The sequence below is a fragment of the Bradyrhizobium sp. LTSP849 genome, from assembly GCF_000938255.1.
Lineage (GTDB): Bacteria > Pseudomonadota > Alphaproteobacteria > Rhizobiales > Xanthobacteraceae > Bradyrhizobium.
Genome location: NZ_JYMR01000051.1, coordinates 385,871 through 411,894, shown reverse-complemented (window position 1 = coordinate 411,894; position 26,024 = coordinate 385,871). Strand labels below are relative to the sequence as shown.

Genomic DNA, 26,024 nt, shown 5'->3' with positions numbered 1-26,024 from the left:
ACCGGCGAGGCGCGTTGCGCCTCACTCGACCCGCGCGACCACCGCGAGCCTGCGGATGCCCTTGTTGCGATAGGCGTCGAGGAACGCGTAGTAGTCCTTGAACGACACGCAGCCGTTGGAATCGCCGTTCGGCCCGAGCATGAAGGTGTGGGCGAGCAGGCCGTCGCGGCCGTAGATCGCATTCTCGCCGCCGATCGGCGTCAGCCGCAGCGCGGGCACGCCGTGAAACAGCGCTTCGCGCGGCTTCAAATCGTAGATGTGCGGTGGCGTCACACCGCGCATGCGGACGCGCGAGGAACGGGGATCGTCGAGATTAGAGCCGAGGCCGGAATGTGCCTCGAGCTTGGTGCCGTCGGGCAGATACACCGTCTTCGCGGTGATGTCGTAGACCGCGGTCGAGCGGTCATACGGCGCCGAACCGCCCAGCATCGGGTTCTGCTCCTTCGGCGCGATGGAAGCGGTCACGCTGGCATCGGCGGAGGCATAGGCCAGCAAGCCGCCGGAGGGCTCACGCTTGCCCCAGAGCTTCTCGACCATCGATTGCCGCGGCCCGGTGATCGACATCACCGCAGCCTTGGCGCGATCGGCGAACGATTTGGTGGGCTTCGCTTCAGGCGCCGGCACGATCTCGGCCGGATCGGCCGAGGCCAGCTGCACCGGCGCGTCAGTGCCGCGCTTGGCCTTCGCGGCATCCGCGATCTTTTCAGCAACCTTGGACGGGCTCAGCGGCTTCAGCGCGTCCGCGACCTTCGCCATGACGGTCGGTTTGGCCGTCTCGGCAATTTTCGTTGCGGGAACCTGAGCTGCGACGCTCGCCGCATTCGAATCCACCCCTTGCGTCGCGGCGGCAGCAAAGCGTTCGTTGAACATTTCGCGCGAGATCGGCGTAACCACCTGCACCCGGTCGGGCAGCAGCGCAAAGGCTTCCTTGATGGCATCACCCGCCTCGCGCAGCGCAACCTTGGGCGCGCGCTTGATCACGGGCTCGTCGTAGCCAATGCTGCCGACAGTCGGATAGACGCTGGCGGCGAGGATGTTGGTGTAGACGGTCCAGCCGGCGCCAAGCACGGCGCAGCCGATCACAGCGGCGCCAAGCACGTTTTGGGTGGTCATTTTCCGGGAAGGCTTCCGATAAAAATTCAGACTCGGATTTTTGGACTTCCGTGCCGCGTTACTTTGCGCAGCGATACTCGTACTCATTCGCCTTGCGTCCAGGACGGTGTCACTAGGTCCCCCTTCGAAGTGCCGCTGGTCACGTTCCCAAGACAGCATCTCGCAGAGGGTCGGAGCGGCATTAAGGCTGCTTTTAGTTAAATGCGGATTAAGTTCTGGCAGATCTGGGGCAACTCGTTAACGCTGTCCCATTTAGAGAAAAAAGCCCGCAGAAATACGGACTTAGCCGTAGCTGTTAACCATGTTTCTCGGCCGGTTTGGCGCGATCCCAGTACGCATCCAACTGCGTCCTTTCCATGATCTTCAACACCACCGAACCGTAGCAACGAAGCATTGCGCGAGGCTGGCGTGCGCCGCCTTCCACGCGACGCTTGCCGGCCCAGGCTCGCGCGAAAATGCCGCCTGACCGAAAGTTGATCGCCGCCAAATCTGGAAATGTTGGCCGCGACAAAATAGCTCAGAGGCCACGGCACTTCTCAACAGCCTCCGCGCGTGATACGGTACCGTATCAAGATCGCCTTGAAATGTGCCGAGCGCTTGGAATGGAGGCTGGCATGACAAAGGTTGCACGCGCCGGATTTTTTGTCCTGGCGTGCTCGTTTCCATTGGTGGGATCAGCTCTCGCGCAGCCTGCGACCAATGCGGGCTGTATGTCGTCGGCATCGGCCGCCGGCACGCAGACCTGGCGCTGCGACAACGGCATCACCATCGTTGCTGAAAATGGCGCCAGATTTGAACTTAAGGACGCCAACCGCGACGGACATATTGACTCGATCGAGCTGAGCAGCAAAGCCCTGCTGGTCGAGGTGCCCAAGAAGCCCGGCGGCAATCCCTTCAAGGTGCTGACGCCGCAGGCGATCGCCGCGGTGCGCGGCACGAAATGGGCGGTCGATGTCGCTGACGCCAAGACCTCGGACGCCAAGACTTCGGACGCCAAGACCTCGGTCTTCGTTGCCAACGGCCGCGTCGGGGTGAGCCGCAGGGCGCGAGGCCGCGCCGTGGTGCTCGGCCCCGGCGAAGGCGTCGACGTCGACGCGACCGGTCCGCTGACCGTCAAGCAATGGGGCCAGCCGCGTGTCGATGCGCTGATGGCAAGACTGGGTCAATAAGGCTTGGTCAACGAGGCCTGGTCAGCCAGGCCCCAACAACAAAGCAGATTGCAGTACGACTTGATGAATAGACGCGTTCAGATCCTGGTGGCCCTCGTCCTCACCGCGCTGTGGGGCGCCGGCGTTTATGCCGCTCACGCCAACGGCCATCTGCGTTTTCTCGATCGGCTCGAGGCAACACTGACGGATCTGCGCACGCTCGCCCGCGGCGTGCAGCGGCCGCCCGATCTCGTCACCATCGTCGCGATCGACGACACCGTGGTGAAGCGCGGCGGCAGCTATCCGCTGCCGCGCGCCGATCTTGCGCGCGTCGTCGACACCATCGTGCAGTTCAAGCCGAAGGTCATCGCGATCGACCTGCTGCTGGTCGACCGCAGCGCCGCGATCGGCGACGCCACGCTGGCGCATACGCTGGCCACCGGTCCCATGGTCCTCGCTGCCGCTGCGATCTTCCCGACCGAGACCGTGGCGCCGAGCAGTGATGGGCCGCTCGCGGCCCTGCCGGAGGCGGAGCGCTTCCTGCTGCCGTTACCGGCGTTCGCCGATCACGCCGATGTCGGAATCGTCAACGTCGCGACCGGACAATCGGGCTCTCCCCTCTCCATCCCGATGCTGTTCCGGACCAGCGACAAGGTCGAGCTGTCATTTCCGCTGCGAGTCGCGAGCCGCGCGCTCGACAAGCCGCTGACGATCGCGCCCGACCATCTCATGCTCGGCGATCGCGCGGTGCCGACCGACACCGACTTTGCGCTGCCGATCACCTATTACGGCCCGCGCCGTACCATCCGCACTGTCAGCGCGCAGAGCATTTTTGACGGCACGCTCGATCGCGCCGCGATCGAGAACCGGATCGTCGTGATCGGCGCCGCGGTCGCCGGTGGCGGCGACTTCTTCCCGACGCCGTTCGATACCCTGATGCCCGGCGTCGAGGTGGTCTCGACCGCGATCACGCATCTCGTTGCCGGCGACAGCATCGTGCGAGACCGCAAGGTTCACATCGCCGACGCGCTCGCGGCGATCCTGCTGCCGATGCTGCTGGTGGGCCTGCTCGCCTGGCGGCGCAGCGCGCCCGGCCTCATCGCGGCAGCCACGGTGATGATCGCCTGGGCCGGGCTCAATGTGTTCGCGTTCACCCATGGCGTCTGGCTCAACGCCGCGACCACGCTCGCGGCTGCCATGCCGCCGGTTGCGATCTTTGCCGGCGTGCAATTGTGGGCGGGCGGACGCCGCACGCAATATCTCGCCGCCAAGAGCCGGTCGCTGGCACAATTCCAGGCACCCGCGGTGCAGGAGTGGCTGGCACGCGATCCCAATTTCCTGGCGAAGCCCGTCCGGCAAAATGCGGCCGTCGTCTTCATCGATCTCTCCGACTTCACCGCACTGAGTGAACGGATCGATCCGGACGAACTCCAGGACATTCTGAAGGCGTTCCACGTGCTGCTCGACAAGACCGCGGTCGATTGCGGCGGCATGATCACCAGTTTTCTCGGCGACGGCGCCATGATACTGTTCGGCCTGCCCAGCGCGATGCCCGATGACGCGGCGCGCGCGCTGAAATGTTCGATCGACCTGCATCGCGGCGTCGAAGCCTGGATCGCCTCGCTGCCGCCTGCGATCGGCGGTCAGCTCGGCTTCAAGATCGGCGCGCATTTCGGCCCGATCGTCGCCTCCCGTCTCGGCGAGAGCCACCAGCACATCACGGCAAACGGCGACACCGTCAACGTCGCGAGCCGGCTGATGGAGGTTGCGGCCCAGAACGGCGCGCGGCTCGCGATGAGCGATACGCTGCTAGATACAGCCGACTTCCTCGGTGATCCCGACAGCACGCTGAGAGGGCCGCTGCGCACACAAATTCGCGGCCGCTCCGGCACGGTCGCCGTCTGGTTCTGGCGCGATGAGAGCAAGCCGAGCCAGACCGCGGCCAAGACCGAGATGATGGACTGAATAGCCACCGCTGCCCACCCAACACTCCACCGTCGTCCCGGCGAAGGCCGGGACCCATACCGCGTGATCTATCGATAGGTGCAGGTGTGCGTACCGCGGGTAAGAACGGATAACGACCAGCCTTCGCCAAACTTCTCCCTGGGGTTATGGGTCCCGGCCTTCGCCGGGACGACGATGAGGAGGCGGCGGAGCCTCTTCGCAGCCTGCTACCGCGCTTCCGGCGGCGGCGAGCGGTCCAGCACGTCGCCCTTGGCGCCCTCCAGCAGATCGACACTATAGGTCTCGACGAGCAGCGGCCCGCGCTTGCGCTGCAACTCCGCAACGCGCGTCACTTGCGCAAAGAGGTCCTTGAGGAAGGGCTGGCCGTCGGGACGCAGCTCGTCGACATAGAGCAGCTTGCCCGCCAGCAGCTTTGGATCGGGCTCGCCCATGTTGACCCAGCGGATGCGCTGGTTCTGCTGCACCACGCAGGTGCCGTGCGGCAGATAGAAGGCAAGCCAGCCGGTGGTGCCGTAGTCCGGCGCGAGCACGCAGGTCGCGCCAGTGCGGACGCGCGCCGCTTCGATCCCCGCGGCAAGCTCACGCCAGCCGACGCCGACGCTGCGCACAGTCGCATCACGGCGATAGCCTGACAGCCAACCGGTGTTGGCCTGAAGGATCAGAGCTGCAAACATCACGATGCCAGTGGGTGCGGCCCAGCGCAGGCAGAAATCCACCAGGCGGCGCGCACGCGGCTTCCACTGCACGAGGTTGGCAGCCGCGGCCGCGGCGACGACAAAGGGCGGATAGACCGGTGCGAACCAGTTGGCCTCGACGCGCGCATGCAGCGAATGCCAGACGAAATAGGCGACGATGGTCCAGAACAGCGTCTCGATCAGCACGCGCGAGGCCAGCGCGCCGGCCCTGCGCCAGGTCAGCGCATGCAGTCCCATCGCGCCGAGGATGAAGACGAGCGGCGTCGCGAACGCGATCTGGGTTGGGATCAGCTCGGCAATGAAGACCGGGCGGAAATCCTCGATTTTGGCGCGCCCAAGCTGCTTTGCGAACGAGACCCATTGATGATCCGCATTCCAGAGGATCACCGGCGAGAACAGCGCGAGCGCAACGATGCCGCCGAGATAGGGCCAGGGTGAGAGAAACCAGCGTCGCAGTTTAGGTACCGCCGCGAGCCAGATCAGGATCGCAGGGCCAAAGAACATCGCGGTATATTTTGACAGCAGCGCCGCGCCGACGGCCGCACCGACCGCGAGCCACCAGACGCCGCGGCCGGTCTCCAGCACTTTTGCAAGAAAGAACAGCACGAAGCTGGAGGCGACCAGCAGCGGCGCATCCGGCGTCACGATCAGCGTGCCGACAGACGCCATCATCGTGACATTGAGCAGGATGGCACTGGTCGCAGCCACCCGCGCGCCACCGAACAGGATCGCGGCGGAGCGATAGATCGCGTAGCTCATCGGCAATGCGAGCAGGATCGAGACGAGGCGGACGCCGAGCTCGGTATCGCCAGCGATCATGGTGCCGGCGCGGATGACATAGGCGACCATCGGCGGGTGGTCGTAATAGCCGCCGGCGAGGCTCTTCGACCACATCCAATAATAGGCTTCGTCGAAGGTGATCGGCGTGAAGGCGGCCGCGACCAGCCGCAAGCCGACCAGCGCAAGGATCACTAGCGCCGTATTACGGACGATCCGCGCGTCAGCCCCGCCCATTACCGGTTTCCTTGACCCGTTCCCTGGCGCGCTATTTCTTGCGCCAGACGAACAGTCCGGACATCGCGTAGTTCCACACCACGCCCATCAGCGCGCCGGCCGCACCAGCAAGCCACCAGATCGGCTCCTGGTCGTAGACCGAGAAGGCGACGCCGACATTGGCAAGCAGGCCGACGCTGCACACGACGTAGAACATGATCAGGCCGCTCAGAAGCGCAAAGCCCTTCAGTCGCTGATCGCGATAGGTGAGGAAATTGTTGAGGATGAAGTTGCTGGTCATGGCGACGATGGCGCCGGCGGCCTGCGCCTCCGCGAACGGCACCTTGATCAGCTCGAGCCCGATGAACAGCGTGGTGAGATGCACCACCAGGCCGATGCCGCCGACCATCGCGAACAGGATGAAGCGCAGCGAGACGATGTCATTGCTCAGCTTCGCCAGCACCAGGCCGATAAAGTCCAGCGCGACCATGGAGTCGAGCTTACTCTCGCCGTGCTGGCGCTCACCGAACGTGTAGGGAATCTCGACCGCGCGCAAGCTACCATGCGCGGTCGCAACGAGGTCGAGCAGGATCTTGAAGCCGTGCACCGACAATTTCGGCGCCAATTCCTCGAAACGGTCGCGACGAACCATGAAGAAGCCGCTCATGGGATCGGCGATCTCGACCCGCAACATCTTCTTCGCGACTTCCGTGGCGAGTGCGCTGGCGCCGGCGCGCTGCTTGTTGAAGCCTTCGCTCTTGTAGCCCTCGATGTAGCGGCTGCCGACCACGAGGTCGGCCTGCCCGCTTGCGAGCAGCGACAGCATTTTCGGCAGCTGCGTCTCGTCATGCTGGAGATCGGCGTCGATCACGGCCGCATAAGGCGAGCTCGAAGCCAGAATGCCCTCGATGCAGGCGCCTGACAGGCCGCGGCGGCCGATGCGGCGGACGCAGCGCACGCGGCTGTCGCGCTGGGCCAGCGCGCGCACGACGTCCCAGGTGCCGTCTGGCGAATTGTCGTCTACGAACACGACCTCCCAGGCGATGCCGGCAAGCGACGCCTCCAGGCGCCGGTACAGCACCGTGACGTTGTCGCGCTCGTTGAAGGTCGGGACGACGACCGAAAGCTCCGGCGATCGCGAGTTCGCTTGCGGAGGAGTTTCGGGGCCCGGTCTGATCGCTTCATTCATGACGGCAGCGTATATCCGCCGCGTCCTGCGATGCCAAGGTCCTGCGATGCCAGCCGGGTTCTCGGGGAATGGCCCAAAAGGGGCCCTAAAATGCCAACGACCCCGGAACGGCGGACCGCGCGTACATCCGGCGCAGGCCAAGCTATTCCAAGGTCGTCTCAACAACGGAGATTGTTACTCAACGTTGCCGTTAGAAACTAAATAGGAACGACCAGACCGCTTCGCAAGGGGCCGAAAGTACCTTTTTCCGGCCGCTATTGGTTGGGCACTTCCTTAATCACCGGGCCTCGCGGTGCCGGCGCGGCAGGGGCCGCAGGCGCCATGGCAGCCGGCTCGGCCTTCGCAGGCTTGACGGGCTTGCCGTATTGGCCGATCGGCCCGAACACGACGGCGACCGCAAGCACGATCGCCGCGACGATCGCGCCAAAAATGCCACCCACCGACTCAGACGACATGCGAACCCGCCCCTGTTCCAGACGAGCCCAGTCTACCATGGATGAACGCGGAGCCGGAAGGGCCCCGGACCGCAACGGTAAATGGGACTATTTCTGCGGCGGCCTGTGCTTGACGAAGGCGGTCACGATATCCTTCTGCGCCGACTCCACCGCCCTGTTCGCGGTCGCGAGATGGGCGCCGGAATCGATGGTCGGATATTGCGTGGTGAGATAGTCGAGCAGCGCGACCCGGTAATATTGCCGCTCCGACGGACAGGCGCCGGCGACCGAGCGGCCAAAATCCTGTTCCGACAGGCCCTGATTGCTGTCGCGCGAATATTCCCGCGCCAGGCAATGCCAGTAATCGTCGCGGCCCTGCATGGCGAGCTTCTGCGCGCCCTTCGCATCGTCGTCGTCAGCCATGGTGGCAGACGTCATGGCAGCAGATGTCATCATCGCGAGCGCCGCTCCCATCATCAGTCTCCGCATCTTGTTCTCCTTTTTGCGCAGATTCCGTCGAGAGCTTAGACGGGACAGGGCAACTGGCCAATCACTTCTGGTTTGATTAGGATGACAGCCCTCCCCTCCTCGTCGATGTGAGATCCTCCCGTGGCCAAAGCAAAAACCGCGACCAAAAAATCCGGCAACATCTTCATCGGCGTCGGCGGCTGGACCTTCGAGTCCTGGCGCGGCGTGTTCTATCCCGAAAAGCTGACGCAGGCGAAGGAGCTGTCCTACGCGGCCTCGAAGCTGACCTCGATCGAGATCAACGGCACCTATTACGGCTCACAGAAGCCGGAGAGCTTTCGCAAATGGGCCGGTGAAGTCCCGGAGGATTTTGTGTTCTCGGTCAAGGGGCCGCGCTTCGCCACCAACCGCCGCGTGCTGGCGGAGGCCGGAGATTCCATCAAGCGGTTTTATGATTCCGGAGTGCTGGAACTCGGCGACCATCTCGGCCCCGTGCTCTGGCAATTCGCACCGACGAAGAAATTCGACGGCGTCGATTTCGGCAAGTTCCTCGAGCTGTTGCCGCGCAAGCTCGACGGCCGCGCGCTGCGCCATGTGGTGGAGGTGCGTCACGATAGTTTCTGCACGCCGGACTTCGTCACGCTGATCCGCGAGTTCGAGACGCCGGTGGTGTTTGCCGAGCACGGCAAATATCCGGCGATCGCCGACGTCGCCGGCGATTTCGTCTATGCCCGGCTTCAGAAGGGCAATGACGAGATCAAGACCTGCTATCCGCCGAAAGAGCTCGATGCCTGGAGCAAGCGGTTTCAGGCCTGGGCCGAGGGCGGTGAACCCGATGACCTGCCGAAGGTCGACAAGACCAAACCCAAGAAAGAGCCGCGCGACGTGTTCGCCTACGTCATCCACGAGGGCAAGGTGCGCGCGCCGGCCGGCGCCATGGAACTGATCGCGCGGGTGGCCTGAGGTGTTGCATGGCAAAGACGAGAAAGCTCTTCACCATCGGCTATGAGCAGACGCCGCCCAAGGCCGTGCTCGACGAATTGGAGCAGGCCGGCGTCAAGCTGCTGGTTGACGTGCGCGCGGTGACGTCGTCGCGGCGGCCCGGCTTTTCCAAGAAGCAACTCGCCGCAGGCCTAGATGAACGCGGCATCGCCTATGTCCACCTCGCCGCGCTCGGCACGCCGAAGGAAGGCCGGCTCGCCGCGCGCAGCGGGCAGTTCGACGTGCTGGAAAAGATCTATTCAAAGCACCTGAAGACGCCGCAGGCCCGGGAAGAGATGGACGAGCTCTCCGCGCTGGTGAAGAAGGCGGGACCCGTGTGCCTGCTCTGCTACGAGCGTGACCATACGCATTGTCACCGGCAGATGATCGCGGAGGTGATCGAGGAGCGGGATGGGGTGGCGGTGAGGAATTTGGTGGGGCGGCAGGTGTAGCTACACTGTCGGCGTCAGCCGTAGCCGTCATCCTGAGGTGGCCGCTTCTTCAGCGGCCCTCGAAGGACGACGGCGTGCCACGGAGGTTAGATCTCGGCCGTGCATCCTTCGCGGCTCGCAAGGGCTCGCACCTCAGGATGACGGAGAGAGCGCCTACCCCTCCCCCGCCAGACGGAACGTGCCTTCCATCATCTGCACACAGCTGCCGCCGACATGCGCAGACACGATCTTGCCGTCCTGCTTGCGCACGCGCGTCAGCAACAGGCTCGGCCGGCCCATGTCAAAGCCCTGTCCGACTGTGAGCTTCAACTCGCCGTCGCGCGTGGGATCGAGATCGGCGAACAGCGCGGCGGCCGCGACCGTGGCGCTGCCGGTGGCGGGATCCTCGGCGAGACCGCCGGCGCCGCGCATGAACATGCGCGCCTGCCGCTCGCAGGACACCTCCGTCGCGGGCACGTCGCGCGTGTAGAACCACACCGAGCGGGCGTCATCGCGTGGCAATACCCTGCCGAACGCAGCCGCGTCGGGCCTCGCCCGCTTGAGCGCATCGCGCGAGTGCACCTCCGCCACCAGGAACGGCGTTCCGACGCCGACGACCTGCGGCGCGTGGCGATCGACCTTGATGTCATCGGCAGTCAAGGAGATGCAGGCCGCAACGTCAGCGGCGGAAACCTCCGCCATTCGCGAGAGCGGCTGCGGCGCGGTGAGCTCGGTGCTGATCACCCTTCCTTGCTCCCGCACGATATCGACCGGGACCAACCCGGCTATCTCCTCGAACAGCAATCGCGGCTTCGGCTCTTTCGCGAGGCTCGCCAGCACGAAGGCGGTGCCGACATTGGGATGGCCTGCAAAGGGCATCTCCCTCACCGGCGTGAAGATGCGCACCTCGGCGTCATTGGCCTTGTCGCGCGGCGGCAGCACGAAGGTCGTCTCGGAATAGTTGAACTCGGTCGCGATCGCCTGCATCTGCTGCGTCGAGAGCCCGCCGGCATCGAGCACCACGGCGAGCTGGTTGCCGCCGAAGGCGCGGTCGGTGAACACGTCGACGGTGATGTAGCGGCGCTGCATGTGCGGTCCTCACGCAAGTGGCGACCGCAATCGGCCGCGTCACCGGCAGTCTACAAGCCGGCGACATCGCCCGTCATGCCCCAAAATTCGGAGCAATCGGAGCATTCACGACGCGTGTCAGAAACGGAAGAGCTGATACGGCGATGCCAGCACTAGCGTGCGCTCGCCTGGATCGGCGATCAGCACATCGAGGAATTGCCGGTTCTTTTCGTAAGTCTGTGCCGCCTCGAACTGCGTGTGCGGCCAGTCGCTGCCCCACAGCAGACGATCGAGGCCGTAAGCGTTGCGCAACAGCGGATAGGCCTCTTTCGCAAAATTCTCGCCGGCCGCGCCGTTGCGGTACGGCGCGGAAATCTTCACCCAGATTTTTTTCGTCGCGCCAAGCTTCAACACCGATCGAAAGCCGGGATCGGCGACCCCGAGCTTTGGATCGGGCAGCGCGTAGTGATCGAACACGACGGTAACGCCATGATCGATAAGCTGCGGCGCCAGCACTGCGAGATCGGACGCGTTGCGCTGGATCTCGACCTGCCAGCCCATCGCCTTCACTTGCGCAAGCAGCATCTTCCATTCGGCAGCGGTGAGATCGGGCAAGGGCTGGCCGACGAGATTGAGGCGGATGCCGACGACACCGGCACGATCGAGCGCGCGCAGCTCGTCTGCGGAGACAGCGAGATCGACGACGGCGATGCCGCGCAGGCGGCCGCTGGTCTGCTTCAGGCACTCGACCAGATAGGAATTGTCAGTACCGAGAAAGCTCGGCTGCACCAGCACGCCGTTGCTCATGCCATTATGGTCGAGCTGCTCGAGATAGAGCGACAGCGGCGCGTCATAGTCGGGCGCATAGCGCCGGCCCGGCGCGAGTTTCAAGCCGCGATGAAACACATGCGCGTGGGTATCGATCGTCGGCAAGGCCGTCTCACTCATGGCTCTGGTTGCGGTTGCCGTCGCGAGGGACGCCAGGCCCACACTGAATTGACGGCGCGTCAGGCCGCGCTGGACAAATGTCATGGTGGTTGCTCCCCATTCCCGTCAGACGCGCGCTGCCGCGGCCTGCTCGAACACCTTGCCGCGCGTTTCGGGCAGGAGCAGCACTGCGATCAGCACGAGCGAATAGGCAAAGGCCGCATCGATCCCGATCGCCGGTCCGAGGCCGATATGATCGCTGAGAAAGCCGACCAGGAACGGGAACGCGGCGGAGACAACGCGGCCAAAATTGTAGCAGAAGCCGACGCCGGTGCCGCGCACGCCGGCCGGATAGAGCTCGCTGAAAAGCGCGGCCATGCTGGCAGGAATACCGGCGGAGAAAAAACCGAGGGGGAAGCCAAGCACAAGCATCTGCGCATCGGTGAGCGGCGCGAAGATATAGACCAGGACGGTGGCGATACAGGCGCTCGCGAACAAGGCGACGTTGGCGCGGCGGCCGATGCGGTCGCTGATGATGCCGCTTGCGACACAGCCGCAGAAGAAGGCGGCGATGATGACGGCGAGATAGCCGCTCGAGCCCAGCACCGACAGATGCCGCACTTCGCGCAAGTAAGTCGGCAGGAACGTGGTCAGCGCGGCGTAACCGCCGTGGGCGCCGATGCCGAAGAGACCGCCGACCAGGGTCGCGCGCAGCACGTCGCGATGGAAGATGCCGGAGAGCGTGGCGAAGAGCGGCGCCTTGGCGTCGGCAGCCACGGCGCGCGGCGGCTCTTTCAAGCCGCGGCGGATGTAGATGATGAGGAGCGCCGGTAACAGCCCAATTGCAAACAGGATGCGCCAGGCGATATCCGCCGGCGCATAAGTAAAGACCAGCGCGGACAGCAACACCGCCGCGCCCCAGCCAACGGCCCAGGCGCTCTGCACCGAGCCAAGCGCCTTGCCGCGATGCTCGGCGCGGATGATCTCCGCCATCAGCACCGCGCCCACGGCCCATTCGGCGCCGAAGCCGAGGCCCTGGATCGCCTTGAGCACGAGGAGCTGGGTGTAACTCATTGCGAATGCGCTGGCGAAGGTCGCGAGCGCAAAGGTCAGAACCGTGATCTGGAGCGCCTTGACGCGACCGAAGCGGTCGCCGAGCGCGCCGCCGAGCCAGCCACCGAACGCGCCGAAGAACAGCGTGACCGAGCCGAGCAGGCCGGCGTCGGCCTTGCTGATGCCGAACGCTGCGATCAACGCTGGAATCGCGAGGCCGAACATCTGGACGTCGAGCGCGTCCAGCGCCCAGCCGCCAAAGCTTGCCCAGAACGTCCGCTTCTCAAGCGGCGAGCATTCGCTGTACCAGTTTGACATCGTTTCCCCCTGAATTCGTTATTGGTTGATCTTGTTGAAGTCCGCCGTTACCGGATCTCGGCGTGGTAGCGGAACCGGTCGGCCGGCCCGCGCGACCGTCGCCATTCGATTGGCCTTCGCTCCAGATCGAGCGCGAGGCGCTCGATCACGATCAGCGGTGCGTTCGCCTCGAGCCGCAGCAGGCGTGCCTGCATCTCGTTGGCCATCTCGACCGTCAGGACTTCATCGGCCGAGACCACGACCTCGCCGCAGCGCTCTTCGTAGAGCGGATAAAGCAAATCGCCGAACTCGGCGGTGTCGATCTCAAGTATTTCAGCGAAGCGCGATTGCTGGAGCCAGATCTCTTCGGCCAGCAGCGGCACATCGTCGATCAGCCGCAGACGCGACAGGCTGATCACGGGCTCGCCGACGGGGATGCGCAACGCGGAAGCAACAGCCGAAGTCGCCGCCACGCTCTTGCGCCGGATGATGCGGCTCTTCGGCACACGGCGCTCACCGCTCTCGGACTGGAAGCGGAAGAAGCGGAACAGCGAGGAGTTGAAGCGGGCCCGGCGCACGAAAGTGCCGCGGCCCTGCTGGCGCTCCAGCACGGCATCGGCGACGAGCTGGTCGATCGCCTTGCGCACGGTGCCGATGGCGACGCCGTAATGCGCGCCGAGTTCGGCTTCGGACGGGATCGGTTCGCCCGGCCGCCACTCATTGCGGTTGATCCGCGCGGCGAGGTCATCGCGCAGGCGCTGGTAGCGTGGCAGGCGGTCGTCGCGCACATAATTCATATAGTCATATAGATGACTATATGAAAATGGAGTCAAGCACTACCTGGATACCTCCAACGGTAAGGCTGTCGCGGACGTCCAAGCCGGGCTGGTGGACTTCACCAGCCCGGCTTCGTCTGCGTGATCGGTTAGTACGAGTACGCCGTGTTCGGCAGGCAGGGCGGCTGCTTGTAGGGCGCAGAAGCATACGCGCCCTCGGCCGGAGCCCTGATGCAGTAGTCGGCCGCCGCCTCGGTTGCAGCGCGCGGTGCGGCGACGTGGCGCGCTGATGCGGCCTGGGTTTGGTAGACAGCGGCGGCGATCACGGCAGCCGCAACAAGGGTCAATCTGGTCATTGGCTTTCTCCGGGTGACAAAGGCAAGCCGAGATTTTTCGGCTTCCACAGTGCGAGACCCGAAAGCTAGCAGAGATATTTCATCACGCGCCTTCACCGAAGCGCGACCTACATCAACGAAGCGCGACTCGCATTTGAAGGTGCGTTACCCCAACTGAAACACCGCCATCGGCTGCTCATAGCCGCGCACCGTGACCTCGCCGAGCGCCACGGCATCGCCGCCGTCGTCGCCCAGCGCCTCGCGGACGGAAGCGGAGATCAAGAACTGCGAGCCGAATTCCTTGTTCAGCGCTTCCAGCCGCGAGGCAAAATTCACGGTGTCGCCGATCACGGTGTATTCCTTGCGCCGGGGCGAGCCGATATTGCCGGCGACGACCTCGCCGAAATGGATGCCGATGCCGATGCGTAGCGGCCAGCTCGTCTGCGCATTGATGCGGTCCATCGCGGTCAGCATCTCGCGACCGGCGGCGACCGCGCGATGCGCGGCGTCGGAGGCCTCCAGCGGCGCACCAAACAGCGCAAGAAAACCGTCACCGAGAAACTTGTTCACGATGCCACCCTGGCGGTCGAGAATGTCGACCAGCACGGCAAAGGCGCCGTCGAGCCGGTCGACGACCTCCTGAGGTGTGCGCGACTGCGCGCCGGCGGTGAAGCCGCGGAAATCGACGAACATCACGGCGACACGGCGGAGGTCTCCGGCAGCACTCGTCCCCTCCGCCATCAACCGCTCGACCACCTGCGGCGAGACGTGTTGGCCGAACAGGTTCGTCACCCGGTCGCGCGCGGTGGCGGCTGCAATGCTCGCGGCAAATTGTCGCCGCAACTGCGCGCCGACGGAGCCTGCGAGCACGCCGCAGATCAGGATGATGGTGCTGCGTACGGCGTGAAAGTAGATCAGGGGTTCGCCGGCGTCGCTCACCGAATTGTAGTACAGCGCGACGACCAGGAGTTCGGTTGCGGCCACAAGTCCCGTGAAGGTGGACAACCAGAAATCCAGCCGGAGGGTCGAGAGAATGACGAAGATGAAATAGACCATTGGCAGCACGAAGCCCAGCGCCTGGCTCGCACCCATGCTGCGAATCTGGAGGATCAGGATGATCGTCGGCAGCGACGTTTCGATGAGGGCGCCGATATAGCGCCTGATCACCGGCAGATCGCGATCGAGCTTGAGGTTTCGCCTGATCTGGCTGTGGACCCAAACCTCGAAGAGGATGAAGCTCGCCAAGATGGCGTATTCGCGGACGAGCCCTTCCGTCCCATGCCAGACCCGGTTCACGATGGTCGGATCGATCAGGTAGGTTGCGGTGAGGAACAAGATTATGACGCAGCCGGTCGTGATCAGCGCCCTCACCCGCAACAGCTCGGTGCGCAGCACTTCCCGCGTCAGCTCGCGCTCGAACTCCTCCGACAGAACGGCGCGCCCGCCGGTCTTCCCGCTTGCAAAACCGACCATTCCACCCCCTCGATTCCGGGGCAGTCTGCCTCAATCCAGCGTGCGGCGGAAGCGCGTCACGGCGATGGTCATGGCGATCAGCATCAGGGCCGCCAGCGCCAGCGTGTCGAAGCGCAGATTCTGCATGGTGGCGCCCTTCAGCATGATGGCGCGGACGATGCGGATGTAGTGCGTCAGCGGCAGGCCTTCGCCGACATATTGCGCCCAGGCCGGCATGCCCGCGAACGGAAACATGAAGCCGGACAGCAGGATGCTCGGCAGGAAGAACATCATCGACATCTGCATAGCCTGGAGCTGGTTCTGCACCACCGTCGAGATGGTGTAACCGATCGCCAGATTGGCGGTGATGAACAGCGTCGAGAGCAGCGCCAAGAGGAACAGATTGCCGAGCACGGGCACACCGAACAGGAACACGCCGATGCTGATGATCAGGAAGGCCTGGACGAAGCCGACCAGCACGTAAGGGATGATCTTGCCGAACATCACCTCGACCGGCTTGATCGGCATTGACAGCAGGCTCTCCATGGTGCCGCGCTCGACTTCGCGCGTGACCGAGAGCGCAGTGAAGATCAGCATGGTCATGGTGAGAATGGTACCGACCAGGCCCGGCACGATGTTGAGGCTCGAGACCGCCGCCGGATTGTAGCGGGCATGCGCGCGAATCTCGAACGGCATCGCCGGGGGATCGCCGATATAGAGATCGTGCTGGAGCGCGGTCTGCACGACCATGCCGAGCGAGCCGAGCGCGGCGCTCGCCGCCACCGGATCGGTGGCATCGGCCGCGACCAGCAGCGCGGGCTTGTCGCCGCGCCGCACCGCGCGTTCGAAGCCGCGCGGGATCTCGACGCCGAACAGCACCTTGCCGGATTTGAGGAGGTTGTCGAAATCGTCGACGTCGTGCACCTCGTAGATGAAGCGAAAATAGGCGGTGTTCTCCAGCGCCTTCAGAATCGAGCGAGCGAGATCGGAATCCTCCTGGAGCAGCACGGCGCTCGGCAGATTGTGCGGCGTGGTGTTGATGGCGTAGCCGAACAGCAGGAGCTGCATCACCGGCAGCATCACGATCATCGCGAACGAGACGCGATCGCGCTTGAGCTGGATGAACTCCTTGATCAGCATTGCATAGGAGCGCCACCAGAAGCCGAAGCGCTCGCGGATTTCGTGTGCTGGCGCGGGACGATCGACGGCGCTCATTGGAAATTGTCCTTGGAGCGACCCATCAGCTCGATGAAGACGTCTTCCAGCGAAGGCGCCGACTTCTGCCAATGCAGGCTAGCTTTCTCGCGCCATGGCGCAATGCTCGACTCCAATGCGGCAACGTCGCGCCCCGAGACGTGCAGCGAGGTGCCGAACGGCGCCACCATGTCGATTCCGGGCTTGCCGGTGAGCTGCGCCGTCAGGCTGTTCAGGTCCTCGCCCGTCACCGTGTAGGTGGTGAGCGCGGATTTCGCGATCACCTCGTCGACGGTGCCGTGCGCCAAGAGATGGCCATAGGCAATGTACGCAATCTCGTGACAGCGCTCGGCCTCGTCCATGTAGTGGGTGGACACCAGCACGGTGAGACCGTCGGCCGCGAGCGCGTGGATCTCGTTCCAGAAATCGCGCCGCGCCTTGGGATCGACGCCAGCGGTCGGCTCGTCGAGCAGCAGCAATTGCGGATTGGGCAGCGTGCAGGCTCCCAGCGCCAGCCGCTGCTTCCAGCCGCCGGACAGCTCGCCCGCAAGCTGCTCCTCGCGGCCCGAAAGCCCGATCCGCTTGATCATGTCACGCGCGGCGCCGCGCGCGTCGCGCAAGCCGTAGAGCCGCGCGACGAATTCGAGGTTCTCGCGGACCGACAGATCCTGGTACAGGCTGAAGCGCTGGGTCATGTAGCCGACCTGGCGCTTGATCTTTTCGGCATCGCGCAGGATGTCGTAGCCGAGGCAGGTGCCCTCGCCGCTGTCGGGCGTGAGCAGGCCGCAGAGGATGCGGATGGTGGTGGTCTTGCCCGAGCCATTCGGCCCGAGGAAGCCATAGATCGAGCCGCGCTTCACCTGCATCGACAGATCGTGCACGACCTCGCGGCCGCCGAACGATTTACTCAGGCCCTTGACGTCGATCGCGATGCCATTGCCGCCGCTCATCGCTCGTCCGCCACCGGAGTTTTGGGATTGAGATAGACGCTGATGGGCTGGCCGACGCGCAAAGTATCCGGCCGCGACGGCCGCGCCTGGATCAGATAGACGAGCTTGTTGCGCTCATCGAGGCTGTAGATCACCGGCGGGGTATATTCGGCATTGGTCGCGATGAAATAGATCTTTGCGGTGAGATCGGCGGCGCAATTGTCGCAAGCGATCCGCACCTCGTCGCCGATCGCAAGTTTCGGCAACTCCGTCTCCGGCACGAAGAAGCGCAGCTTCATGTTGCCGGGCGGCATGATCGAGAGCACCGGCCGCTGCGCCGCCACCATCTCGCCCTCGCGGAAATAGATCTGCTGGACGGTGCCAGCGACCGGGGCAAAACCCTTGCGCCGCGCCAGACGCGTCTGCGAGGTCACCACGCGAGCTTGTGCGACCCGCAAATCCGAGACCGCGGAATCGAGCGTCGCCTGCGTACCGGAACCGGTCTTCCGTAAGGAATCCGCTCGGTCAAAGACCTGTTGCGCATTGGCCAGCGTCGCCTTGGTCTGATTGAGATCGGCGAGCTGGAGATCGTCGTCGACGTCATAAAGAGCATCACCGACCTTCACGGCGTCGCCCTCGCGGATGTCGAGCTTCGTGACCCGGCCTGCTTCGTCGGGGCTGACGAAGATCATGTCGGCCTCGACCCAGCCCTGGAAGCCGGGATCGCGCTTCTCGTTGCAGCCGGCAAGCCCGGTCGCGAGCATGACGGCCAATGCGAATGAAAAAAATGCGTGCGACGACCTCATGTCGTCCTCCGTTCGCCAAAAATCAAATCGAGATGGACGCGCAGCATGTCCTGAGCGTCGAGCGGCGCGTGCCGCGCAAACAGGCTCTGCCAGATCACCGCGATCATCGCCGGCGCGATCAGGATCTGCGGATAGCGCGCGAGGTTCTTCTCGCGGATTTCACCGCGGGCAATGCCGAGCTCGATCAGCGCGCGCATGCCGGCCATCCCGCGCGAGACGACCTCGCGATAGTAGAAGTCGGCGACGGACGGAAAGCGCGGCCCCTCCGCCACGATCAGGCGCACCAGATCGCCGCGCCTGGTGCCGATCACCTCTTTCAGGAAGTTGGTCGCAAAGGCTTCGATCAGATCGCGCACCGAGCCCGTGAGCGGCGGCAATGCATTGAGCCGCGCCACCACCGGCACGATCACGGTGCGCACCAGCTCCTCGAACATCGACTCCTTATCCTTGAAGTGCAGGTAGATCGTGCCCTTGGCGACACCTGCACGCTTGGCGATGTCGTCGAGCCGCGTCGCGGCAAAGCCGCGGGAGATGAATTCCTCCATCGCAGCCTCCACGATCGCTGCTCGCCGCTCCGCCGCGCGCGTGGTGCGGTTGGACGCAGGCGCGGCCTCTTCGCCAGCTTCGGGCGCGTGGCTCCTTGCTTGGGATGCGGCGGTTTTGGTGGGTTTCTTTGCCATCCCAAATTTATGACTGACTAGTCAGTCATAGTCAATTGAGGATCGAACCCCACGCACCACGATAAATAATTAGCGTTGACTAATGCATTAGTATTTACTAATTGATCGGTATGATCGAAGCAGCCCCAAATCCCGTCACCGCCGTGATGCGCGCCCTCGCCGATCCGACCCGCCGTGCCGTGTTCGAGCGCGTGTTCGAGAGCAAGGAGATCAGCGTTGCGGAGCTGACGCGCGGCAGCGGGGTGACTCAAGGAGCCATCTCGCAGCACCTGAAATCGTTGAAGCAGGCCGGCCTCGTCGCCGAGCGTGCCGAGGGCCGTAACGTCTATTACCGCGCCGCGCCTGAAGGACTCGAGCCGCTGGTGACCTGGATGGATCATTACGGCGTCTTCTGGCGCGAGCGCTTCCAGAACCTGCGTGACCTCTTGAAGGAGATCGACCCGTGAGTGCAGCCGAGCTGAAAGCCGAGACCAAAGACATCGTGTTGGACGAGGTCTTCCCTCACGCGCCCGAGACGATCTGGAAGACGCTGACCAGCGCCCAGCTGATCGCGCGCTGGCTGATGAAGCCAACCGGCTTCGAAGCCGTCGTCGGCAACACTTTCACGTTCCAGACCACGCCAGGCGGCAACTGGGACGGTGTCATCCATTGCCGCGTCCTGGAGGTCGTGGCTTTCAGGCGCCTCGTCTACGCCTGGAAGGGCGGCGATGAACGCAACACCGGCTACGGCGCCCCGCTCGACACGACAGTGACGTGGTCCCTCACCCCGATCGAAGCCGGCACGCGGATTCAATTGGTTCATGCGGGCTTCGTGCTGCCCAGGAACGAGAGTGCCTACACGGTCATGAGCGGTGGCTGGAAGAAGGTCGTCCGGCGGCTCGACGAAATCAGCGGCGAAGAGAGTTAAGGAGTTATCGCGATGGACAAGCCCTATACCGGCGGCTGCGCCTGCGGCGCGATCCGCTATTCGATTGCCAGTGAGCCTCTGTTCAGCAATCACTGCCAGTGCCGGGACTGCCAGCGCGAGAGTGGCACTGGCCACGGCTCGTACGCGACTTTCGCGCGCGACGGCGTCACGGTGACCGGCGAGGCCAGGCGATGGGACATGGTCGGCGACAGCGGCAATGTGAAGACGCGCGCGTTCTGCGCCGTGTGCGGCCTGCCGGTCTACATGACATTTGCCGCGATGCCCGGCATCTTCACCATCCGCGCCGCCAGCCTTGACGAGCCCACCCGCTACAAGCCGCAAGTGGTCACTTACGCCGCGCGCGGGCATGACTGGGATCATCTCGATCCGGGACTGACGAAGTTCGAGACCATGCCGCCGATGTGAGTGGTGCGCTCCCTCTCCCGCTTGCGAGAGAGGTGAAACAACAGCACCTACGTTCAACTATGAAACTTCAATCCATCGACGATCTTGTCGATCACCTTGCGCTCGGCGCGCATCGCGATCCCGACGAGATTGAGCTCTGTGCGCGCCACCGCCTTCACCACCTCGCGATTGGCCGCGTCATGCGTGGTCTTGAACATGTCCTCGGTATAGACCGCCGGCGTGACATCGCGCGCGAGTGCCCGATCGAGCGCGCGCGACAAGGCCGGACCATCGGCGCCATAGATCAGGATCGGCTGGCCGATCAGCGCAAGATATTTCGTGCCTGAGGCATCCCCATAGGCTTCGCCGATGCATTCCGGAAAGGCAGCGGCGACGCCGCCGGTCAGGAACGACGCGACATTGAGCTTCTGCCAAGCTTGGAGATCGTTGCGAATAACAACGGCAATCTTCGTATCGAACAGCATGAATTCTCCCGCACACATTCAAGCGTCGGGAAAGAAACGACAATTCCTCGCGCGCCGGCTGCGGACACGAATGTAACCCGAATTGTCCTATCGATCACAGTTGGGAAATTTCAATCGAGATGCGTCCGGCTGCGCTTCTCCTCGGGAGTCGAGTGGGCTATATATCGCGGCCCTGTCATCGAACTGTCATAAATTGAGTATGTCGGAAACCGGCGCGATCAAGCGAGCCATCGAACCCGTGCAGCGGCTTGCGAGGGCCAACGGCCATCTGGTTCCGGAGAACGGGAAGAAAATCAAGAACTCCGCCACCTCAGGCACAGCGTCTGGTTCCGAGTTCCCTGACAACACGCTCTCATCGCACGAAACTTCGCAGGCCGACCTCTTCGCCGATGACGCGCGTGGCGAGGCGACGACGTCGGAAACCTCTCTGTCCCGCGATGCTGCGCCACGCGCCACCGAGATCGAGCTCAAGCTGCTCGTGGATGCCGATCGCCTCGCCGATTTCAGGGACGCGCCCGTCATCGTTGCTAACGCGCGCAACAAGGGTTCGCGAAAACACCTCAAGGCCGTCTACTACGACACGCCCAAACGCGCGCTTCAACGCAACGGATTGAGTTTTCGGGTCCGCCAGAGCGGCGCGCGTTTTACGCAGACGATGAAGGCCGAATTCGGCAACGATCCGCTGCGGCGCGGCGAATGGGAGGCGAGCGTGCCCTCCATTGCTCCCGACATCGCGCTGGCGCTCCCCTTCATTCCCGAAAAGCTACGCGCCGATCTCGAACGACACCCGCTCGAAGCCGTCTTCACCACCGACATTCGCCGGCATCAGCGCATCGTCGACCTGCCGTCCGGCACAGTCGAGATCGCTTTCGACCAGGGTCAGCTGAAATCCGGCGATCGATCGATGCCGGTCAGCGAAATCGAGCTGGAGCTCAAGGCTGGCAACCCATCGGCGATCTATGAACTGGCGCTACGTCTCGCGGAGCATGGACCGGCCAGGCCTTCCATTCGCAGCAAATCCGCGCGCGGATTTGACCTCGCAGCCGAGACCTCGCCAGCCGCGAAAAGGCCGCGCAAGCTTCGCCTTGATCCATCCGCATCGCTTGACGAGGCATTTGCCACGATCCTGCGCGCCTGTCTGCATCATCTGCTCCAGTCGCTTCCCGCCGCCGAGGACGGGCGCGATCCCGAGGGCATTCACCAGCTTCGTGTGGCACTGCGCCGCCTCCGATCCGCGCTGGACCTGATGCGATCGGTGGTGTCGTTGAGCAAGCTCGATCTGCTGCGGACGGAAGCCAAATGGCTGGCACAAAATCTCTCCCCCGCGCGTGACTGGGACGTCTTCCAACAGGAGACATTGCGCGTCGTTGCACAAGGCTGCCCCGCGATTGCGGGCTTCGACGCGCTGGAGGAAGCCGTCGAGCAGCGCCGGGCGGCCAGCTACGACAAGGCGCGCATGGTACTGGCCGATCGCCGCGCGTCATGTTTCCTGATCGGGCTTGGCGGCTGGATCGAGACCCGCGGCTGGCGCAGCGACGTCGCTCCGGAACATCTGGGGCAACTGGCCGTGCCCGCCATGAACTTCGCGCAACGCATTCTCTCGGCTCAGCATACGAAAGTGCTCAAGCGCGGCCGTCGATTCAAATCGCGCACCCCGGAAGAGCTGCACCGGCTGCGGCTCGCCGCGAAGAAGCTGCGCTACGTCGCCGACTTCCTGTTGCCGCTTTACGGACAGCGAAAATCGGCCAAGCGCTTTTCCAAAGGGCTGGCCGACCTGCAACAACAGCTCGGACTCTACAACGACATGGCGACGACGGCTTCGCTGCTCGCAGATGTCGGCACCGAGTCCTCGGACAGCAGCACCGCGGCCGCCGCGATCGCCGGCTGGCAGGCCCACGCGATGGTCGGCGTCGAGCCACGCCTGAAGCAGGCATGGTCGGATTTCGTCAAGACCAAGGTCCCCTGGTCGGCCGAGGCACAGGACTGATCGACCGGGCAGCGACTTCCAAGGGCGGCTGTCAGCCTTTGGCGTCGCAGGCCCAGGCGCGGATCACGCATTCCTTGCCGCCAAATTTGTAGCATTCGCGCGTCGCGGCATTGAGCGTGGCCGAGATCCTCGGCTTCACGGCATAGCCATAGGCGCCGCAAGGGTTGGCCATATCGACCGACATCGCCGCACAGGCGCGCTTCATCGTCACGGTCGTGCAGTCGCCCTTGCACTGCTTCTGCGCCGCGGCGCGGGCCTCGTGCTCGGCGCCATAATCAAAGGCCTGGCCATAGGCGCCGCACTTGCCGACCGCAAACGCGCCGGCAGCCTGGGCTTCGGTGATGTGGCGGGCGCCGGCGACACAAACCGACAGCGCAAAGAAAAACATCGCGCAACGGCGCGCGACGACGTTCGAAACCATGGAAAACCCCTCCCCCCAAGGCAGGTGGGACGACTCTAAGCGCGGGACCGTTTCCAGATGGTGAACGGCGAGTTGAAATTGGGCGATCGCGAAGTGCCGTAGGGTGGATCAGCGAAGCGTAATCCACCAACTGTTTCACCGCGGAAACAGTGGCGTAGGGTGGGCAAAGCGTAGCGTGCCCACCAATTTAGCGATGACGTTATGGAGAGATGGTGGGCACGGCGCTATGCACCTTTGCCCACCCTACGCACCGTCATCCTCGCCGTGCCGCTTCCAGTGCCTGCGGCGTGTCGATGTCGAGGAAGGCGCCCTCGCCGTCGACGGCCACTTCGGCGACTGCCTCGGTGTGCCTGGCGATCAGGTGACGCGCGCCGACATCGCCGTCGAGCGTCATCAATTCCTTGAAGAAGCGGCGCGACCACAGCACGGGATTGCCGCGGCGGCCGTCGCTGACGGGAACGACGATGAGATTGCCGCGGTCCGGCGCAAAGCCGTCGATGAGACGGTCGATCAGGCCGGCATCGATCAGCGGCATGTCACCGAGACAGACCACGGCGCCGTCATAGCCTTCCGGCACGGCCGCGATGCCGGCCTTGACCGAGCTCGCGATGCCGCCGGCGAAATCCGGATTGCGGACGAACCTCACCTTCAGGCCCTTCAGCGCCTGCTCGACCAGCTCAGTCTGATGTCCGGTGACGACGATCACCTCGGATGCTTTCGAGGCCAGCGCCTGCTCGGTCGCGATCCGCACCAGCTTCTTGCCGTCGAGCTCGGCCAACATCTTGTTCGGGCCGCCCATCCGGGTCGAGCGGCCTGCCGCGAGCACGATGGCTGCGATGTTGCTGTTGCCCTCGGTCTCGGGCTTTGCGCGCGGCTGCGGCCGCGTCACGATCTCCATCAGGAGCCCGCCGACACCCATGCCCATCAGCTCGGAGCGCGTCACCTTGATGCCGGCCAAAAGCCGCATCAGCACCCAGTCGAACCCGTTCTCGACCGGCGAGCGCGCACAGCCGGGCGCGCCCAGCACCGGCACGCCGCCGACGCGGGAAATCAAAAGCAGATTGCCGGGATCGACCGGCATGCCGAAATGCTCGATCTCGCCGCCGACCTCGGTGACCGCGGCCGGGATCACGTCGCGGCGGTCGGCGATCGCGGAGGCCCCGAACACGATGACGAGCTCCGCGCCGAGCGCGAGCAGCTCCTTGATCGCCGCCGACAGCGCTGGTTCGTCGTGTTGAACGCGGCGCTCGGCGATGATCTTGGCGCCGGCCGGCGCGAGCCGATCAGCGGTCACGCGCAACGTCTTGTCGACCACCTTGGAGGATAGTCCCGGCAGCAGCGTCGAGACGATGCCGACGCGCTTGATGATGTAGGGCGCGATCTTCAGGACGTCCTTGCCGGCCGCCTCCACCGCGGCATCACGCAAGCTTCCTTCAACGCCGAACGGAATGATCTTGACGGTGCCGACCATCTCGCCCTCGACCACCGGCTTGAAGGCGGAGAGCGTCGCAAAGGTGATGGCTTCGTCGATATTATTGATGCGGTCGACCGCCCCGCGGTCGATCACCAGCAGGCCCGGGCGTGCGGCAAACAGATTGGCGCGGCCGGTGAAGGCGCGCTCGACATGGATGCCCTCGCCGCCGATCGCAAGCGCGATACTGGCGGCCGCGACGTCCTCGGAGACATCGCCCTCTTCCATCCGCACCACGACAACGTCCTTGATGCCGGCGCGCGTCAGCGCCTCGATCTCGGCGGGGCCGATCGTCGTGCCTTTCTTCAGCACCAGCGGTCCCTGGCGCAGGGTGTGGACGGTCACCCCGCCGATCGCGTCCTTGGGGCTCGCCGGACCGAACTTCATGCCGCTTCTTCTTTTTCCTTAGGAGGTAGCCGAAGCACCGCCGTGATCTCGGCCATGATCGACACCGCAATCTCGGACGGTGAAACCGCGCCGATCGCAAGTCCAATGGGGGCGCGGATGCGCGCCACGTCGCTGTCCTTGGCGCCCTGCGCCCGCAGCCGGTCGCCGCGCTTGGCGTGCGTCTTCCGCGAGCCAAGCGCGCCGATATAGAAGCAGTTGCGCTCGAAGGCGTGCAGCAGCGCGGGATCGTCGATCTTCGGATCGTGCGTCACCGCAACGAAGGCCGTGTAGGCATCGACATTGAGCGGCGGCAGCGCGGTATCGGGCCATTCGGCGACCAGCGGAATATCGGGGAAGCGCTCGGGGCTCGCAAAGGCGGTGCGCGGATCAATCACCGTGACGTCATAACCAAGCGAGCGCGCCAGCGGCGCCAAGGCCTGGCTGATATGGACCGCGCCGATGATGACGAGCTTTGCAGTCGGCGCGTAGACGTTGAGGAACAGTTTCTTGCCGCCAGCTTCGACATTGCCGCTCTTGCCCATGCGAAGCTGTTTTTCAAGCTCGGCACCCAGCGGGTCTTTGGCAAAATCCTTCGCCTTCACCAGGCGCTGCTCGCCGCTCTCGGTGTCCGTCACCAGGATCGCCGGCCGGCGCGCGGCGCGCTCGGCGTTGAGTTCGTGCAGGATCGCGAGCTTCACGACTAACCGACTTTCTCGACGAAGACGCGGATGGTGCCGCCGCAGGACAGCCCGACATTCCAGGCGGTCTCGTCGGCGACGCCGAACTCCAGCATCCTCGGCTTGCCACTCTGGATCACGTCCATGGCCTCGGTGACCACGGCGCCCTCGACGCAGCCGCCGGAGACCGACCCCAGAAAGGTGCCTTCATCGTTGATGACGAGGCTGGAGCCCGCCGGGCGCGGCGCCGAGCCCCAGGTCTCCACCACGGTCGCCAGCGCGACGCCACGGCCGGCCTTCTGCCAGTCCTCTGCCGCCTTCAAGATATCCTCGTCACGATCGAGCATGGT

At 64.3% G+C, this 26,024-nt stretch carries 28 protein-coding genes; 8 read left to right on the top strand and 20 right to left on the bottom strand.

Going from position 1 to position 26,024, the window contains the following annotated elements:
* Positions 1–21 precede the first annotated feature (21 nt).
* The gene (locus tag UB31_RS30600) at positions 22–1,113 is read right to left on the bottom strand and encodes a DUF2778 domain-containing protein (protein WP_045008429.1); all 1,092 of its coding nucleotides are present in this window, start codon (positions 1,111–1,113) and stop codon (positions 22–24) included.
* A gap of 614 nt (positions 1,114–1,727) precedes the next feature.
* On the opposite strand from UB31_RS30600, the gene UB31_RS30590 reads away from it, so the two are divergent.
* Both UB31_RS30590 and UB31_RS30585 read left to right on the top strand, forming a co-directional pair.
* Positions 1,728–2,282, top strand: coding sequence for a FecR domain-containing protein (locus UB31_RS30590; RefSeq protein WP_045008823.1), 555 nt, complete (start codon positions 1,728–1,730; stop codon positions 2,280–2,282).
* 63 nt (positions 2,283–2,345) lie between these two features.
* On the top strand, positions 2,346–4,226 hold the full coding sequence (locus UB31_RS30585) for a CHASE2 domain-containing protein (RefSeq protein ID WP_045008431.1): 1,881 nt from the start codon (positions 2,346–2,348) through the stop codon (positions 4,224–4,226).
* A gap of 206 nt (positions 4,227–4,432) precedes the next feature.
* Here UB31_RS30585 and UB31_RS30580 read toward each other — a convergent pair whose 3' ends face one another.
* From UB31_RS30580 to UB31_RS30565, 4 genes are all read right to left on the bottom strand, one after another.
* Positions 4,433–5,935 (bottom strand): glycosyltransferase family 39 protein, encoded by a 1,503-nt coding sequence (locus UB31_RS30580; RefSeq protein WP_045008432.1) that lies wholly within the window; start codon positions 5,933–5,935, stop codon positions 4,433–4,435.
* A 31-nt stretch (positions 5,936–5,966) separates the two neighbouring features.
* Positions 5,967–7,103 carry a glycosyltransferase family 2 protein gene (locus tag UB31_RS30575; protein ID WP_045013503.1) on the bottom strand — a complete coding sequence of 379 codons (1,137 nt, stop codon included), beginning with the start codon at positions 7,101–7,103 and terminating at the stop codon, positions 5,967–5,969.
* A gap of 254 nt (positions 7,104–7,357) precedes the next feature.
* The gene (locus UB31_RS30570) at positions 7,358–7,558 is read right to left on the bottom strand and encodes a hypothetical protein (RefSeq protein WP_045008434.1); all 201 of its coding nucleotides are present in this window, start codon (positions 7,556–7,558) and stop codon (positions 7,358–7,360) included.
* An 87-nt stretch (positions 7,559–7,645) separates the two neighbouring features.
* Positions 7,646–8,026 carry a hypothetical protein gene (locus UB31_RS30565; RefSeq protein WP_045013502.1) on the bottom strand — a complete coding sequence of 127 codons (381 nt, stop codon included), beginning with the start codon at positions 8,024–8,026 and terminating at the stop codon, positions 7,646–7,648.
* A 120-nt stretch (positions 8,027–8,146) separates the two neighbouring features.
* On the opposite strand from UB31_RS30565, the gene UB31_RS30560 reads away from it, so the two are divergent.
* Both UB31_RS30560 and UB31_RS30555 read left to right on the top strand, forming a co-directional pair.
* The gene (locus UB31_RS30560; protein ID WP_045013501.1) at positions 8,147–8,968 is read left to right on the top strand and encodes a DUF72 domain-containing protein; all 822 of its coding nucleotides are present in this window, start codon (positions 8,147–8,149) and stop codon (positions 8,966–8,968) included.
* Between the two features lie 8 nt (positions 8,969–8,976).
* Complete coding sequence (locus tag UB31_RS30555; RefSeq protein ID WP_045013500.1) at positions 8,977–9,438, top strand: DUF488 domain-containing protein; 462 nt, start codon at positions 8,977–8,979, stop codon at positions 9,436–9,438.
* Positions 9,439–9,591: 153 nt separating this feature from the next.
* Here UB31_RS30555 and UB31_RS30550 read toward each other — a convergent pair whose 3' ends face one another.
* The 10 genes from UB31_RS30550 to UB31_RS30505 form a co-directional block, all read right to left on the bottom strand.
* A complete protein-coding gene (locus UB31_RS30550) occupies positions 9,592–10,506 on the bottom strand; it encodes a PhzF family phenazine biosynthesis protein (RefSeq protein ID WP_045013499.1) in 915 nt (304 codons plus the stop codon).
* Between the two features lie 117 nt (positions 10,507–10,623).
* Positions 10,624–11,517 (bottom strand): amidohydrolase family protein, encoded by an 894-nt coding sequence (locus UB31_RS30545; protein ID WP_045013498.1) that lies wholly within the window; start codon positions 11,515–11,517, stop codon positions 10,624–10,626.
* 21 nt (positions 11,518–11,538) lie between these two features.
* Positions 11,539–12,783 carry an MFS transporter gene (locus UB31_RS30540; protein ID WP_045013497.1) on the bottom strand — a complete coding sequence of 415 codons (1,245 nt, stop codon included), beginning with the start codon at positions 12,781–12,783 and terminating at the stop codon, positions 11,539–11,541.
* 47 nt (positions 12,784–12,830) lie between these two features.
* On the bottom strand, positions 12,831–13,559 hold the full coding sequence (locus tag UB31_RS30535; RefSeq protein ID WP_045013496.1) for a GntR family transcriptional regulator: 729 nt from the start codon (positions 13,557–13,559) through the stop codon (positions 12,831–12,833).
* A gap of 128 nt (positions 13,560–13,687) precedes the next feature.
* On the bottom strand, positions 13,688–13,894 hold the full coding sequence (locus tag UB31_RS30530) for a hypothetical protein (RefSeq protein ID WP_045013495.1): 207 nt from the start codon (positions 13,892–13,894) through the stop codon (positions 13,688–13,690).
* Positions 13,895–14,038: 144 nt separating this feature from the next.
* Entirely contained in the window at positions 14,039–15,346 is a 1,308-nt protein-coding gene (locus tag UB31_RS30525; protein ID WP_045013494.1) for an adenylate/guanylate cyclase domain-containing protein, read from the bottom strand.
* A 30-nt stretch (positions 15,347–15,376) separates the two neighbouring features.
* Positions 15,377–16,540 carry an ABC transporter permease gene (locus UB31_RS30520; protein ID WP_045013493.1) on the bottom strand — a complete coding sequence of 388 codons (1,164 nt, stop codon included), beginning with the start codon at positions 16,538–16,540 and terminating at the stop codon, positions 15,377–15,379.
* Positions 16,537–17,469, bottom strand: coding sequence for an ABC transporter ATP-binding protein (locus tag UB31_RS30515; RefSeq protein WP_045013492.1), 933 nt, complete (start codon positions 17,467–17,469; stop codon positions 16,537–16,539). The genes UB31_RS30520 and UB31_RS30515 overlap by 4 nt, the downstream gene beginning before the upstream one ends.
* Positions 17,466–18,254 carry an HlyD family secretion protein gene (locus UB31_RS30510; protein ID WP_045013491.1) on the bottom strand — a complete coding sequence of 263 codons (789 nt, stop codon included), beginning with the start codon at positions 18,252–18,254 and terminating at the stop codon, positions 17,466–17,468. The genes UB31_RS30515 and UB31_RS30510 overlap by 4 nt, the downstream gene beginning before the upstream one ends.
* On the bottom strand, positions 18,251–18,934 hold the full coding sequence (locus tag UB31_RS30505) for a TetR/AcrR family transcriptional regulator (RefSeq protein WP_156175624.1): 684 nt from the start codon (positions 18,932–18,934) through the stop codon (positions 18,251–18,253). Before UB31_RS30505 ends, UB31_RS30510 begins: the two co-directional genes overlap by 4 nt.
* 110 nt (positions 18,935–19,044) lie before the next feature.
* On the opposite strand from UB31_RS30505, the gene UB31_RS30500 reads away from it, so the two are divergent.
* From UB31_RS30500 to UB31_RS30490, 3 genes are read left to right on the top strand one after another with little or no spacing between them, the layout of a single operon-like run.
* Positions 19,045–19,380, top strand: coding sequence for an ArsR/SmtB family transcription factor (locus UB31_RS30500; protein ID WP_045013490.1), 336 nt, complete (start codon positions 19,045–19,047; stop codon positions 19,378–19,380).
* Positions 19,377–19,841, top strand: a complete 465-nt coding sequence (locus UB31_RS30495; protein WP_045013489.1) for an SRPBCC family protein — start codon at positions 19,377–19,379, stop codon at positions 19,839–19,841. The genes UB31_RS30500 and UB31_RS30495 overlap by 4 nt, the downstream gene beginning before the upstream one ends.
* 12 nt (positions 19,842–19,853) lie before the next feature.
* Positions 19,854–20,267 carry a GFA family protein gene (locus UB31_RS30490; RefSeq protein ID WP_045013488.1) on the top strand — a complete coding sequence of 138 codons (414 nt, stop codon included), beginning with the start codon at positions 19,854–19,856 and terminating at the stop codon, positions 20,265–20,267.
* Positions 20,268–20,320: 53 nt separating this feature from the next.
* On the opposite strand, the gene UB31_RS30485 is transcribed toward UB31_RS30490, so the two are convergent.
* The gene (locus UB31_RS30485; protein WP_045013487.1) at positions 20,321–20,731 is read right to left on the bottom strand and encodes a DUF2000 family protein; all 411 of its coding nucleotides are present in this window, start codon (positions 20,729–20,731) and stop codon (positions 20,321–20,323) included.
* 199 nt (positions 20,732–20,930) lie between these two features.
* On the opposite strand from UB31_RS30485, the gene UB31_RS30480 reads away from it, so the two are divergent.
* Positions 20,931–22,718 (top strand): CYTH and CHAD domain-containing protein, encoded by a 1,788-nt coding sequence (locus tag UB31_RS30480; RefSeq protein WP_082078680.1) that lies wholly within the window; start codon positions 20,931–20,933, stop codon positions 22,716–22,718.
* A gap of 31 nt (positions 22,719–22,749) precedes the next feature.
* Here UB31_RS30480 and UB31_RS30475 read toward each other — a convergent pair whose 3' ends face one another.
* The 4 genes from UB31_RS30475 to UB31_RS30460 all read right to left on the bottom strand — a co-directional run bounded on the left by UB31_RS30475 (position 22,750) and on the right by UB31_RS30460 (position 26,021).
* Complete coding sequence (locus UB31_RS30475) at positions 22,750–23,139, bottom strand: DUF4189 domain-containing protein (RefSeq protein WP_045013486.1); 390 nt, start codon at positions 23,137–23,139, stop codon at positions 22,750–22,752.
* A 253-nt stretch (positions 23,140–23,392) separates the two neighbouring features.
* Positions 23,393–24,997 (bottom strand): NTP transferase domain-containing protein, encoded by a 1,605-nt coding sequence (locus UB31_RS30470; RefSeq protein ID WP_045008451.1) that lies wholly within the window; start codon positions 24,995–24,997, stop codon positions 23,393–23,395.
* A complete protein-coding gene (locus tag UB31_RS30465) occupies positions 24,994–25,695 on the bottom strand; it encodes an XdhC family protein (RefSeq protein WP_045013485.1) in 702 nt (233 codons plus the stop codon). The genes UB31_RS30470 and UB31_RS30465 overlap by 4 nt, the downstream gene beginning before the upstream one ends.
* A gap of 2 nt (positions 25,696–25,697) precedes the next feature.
* Positions 25,698–26,021: an XdhC family protein gene (locus UB31_RS30460; protein ID WP_007602422.1), complete on the bottom strand. Its 324-nt coding sequence runs from the start codon at positions 26,019–26,021 to the stop codon at positions 25,698–25,700.
* Between the last annotated feature and the right edge of the window lie 3 nt (positions 26,022–26,024).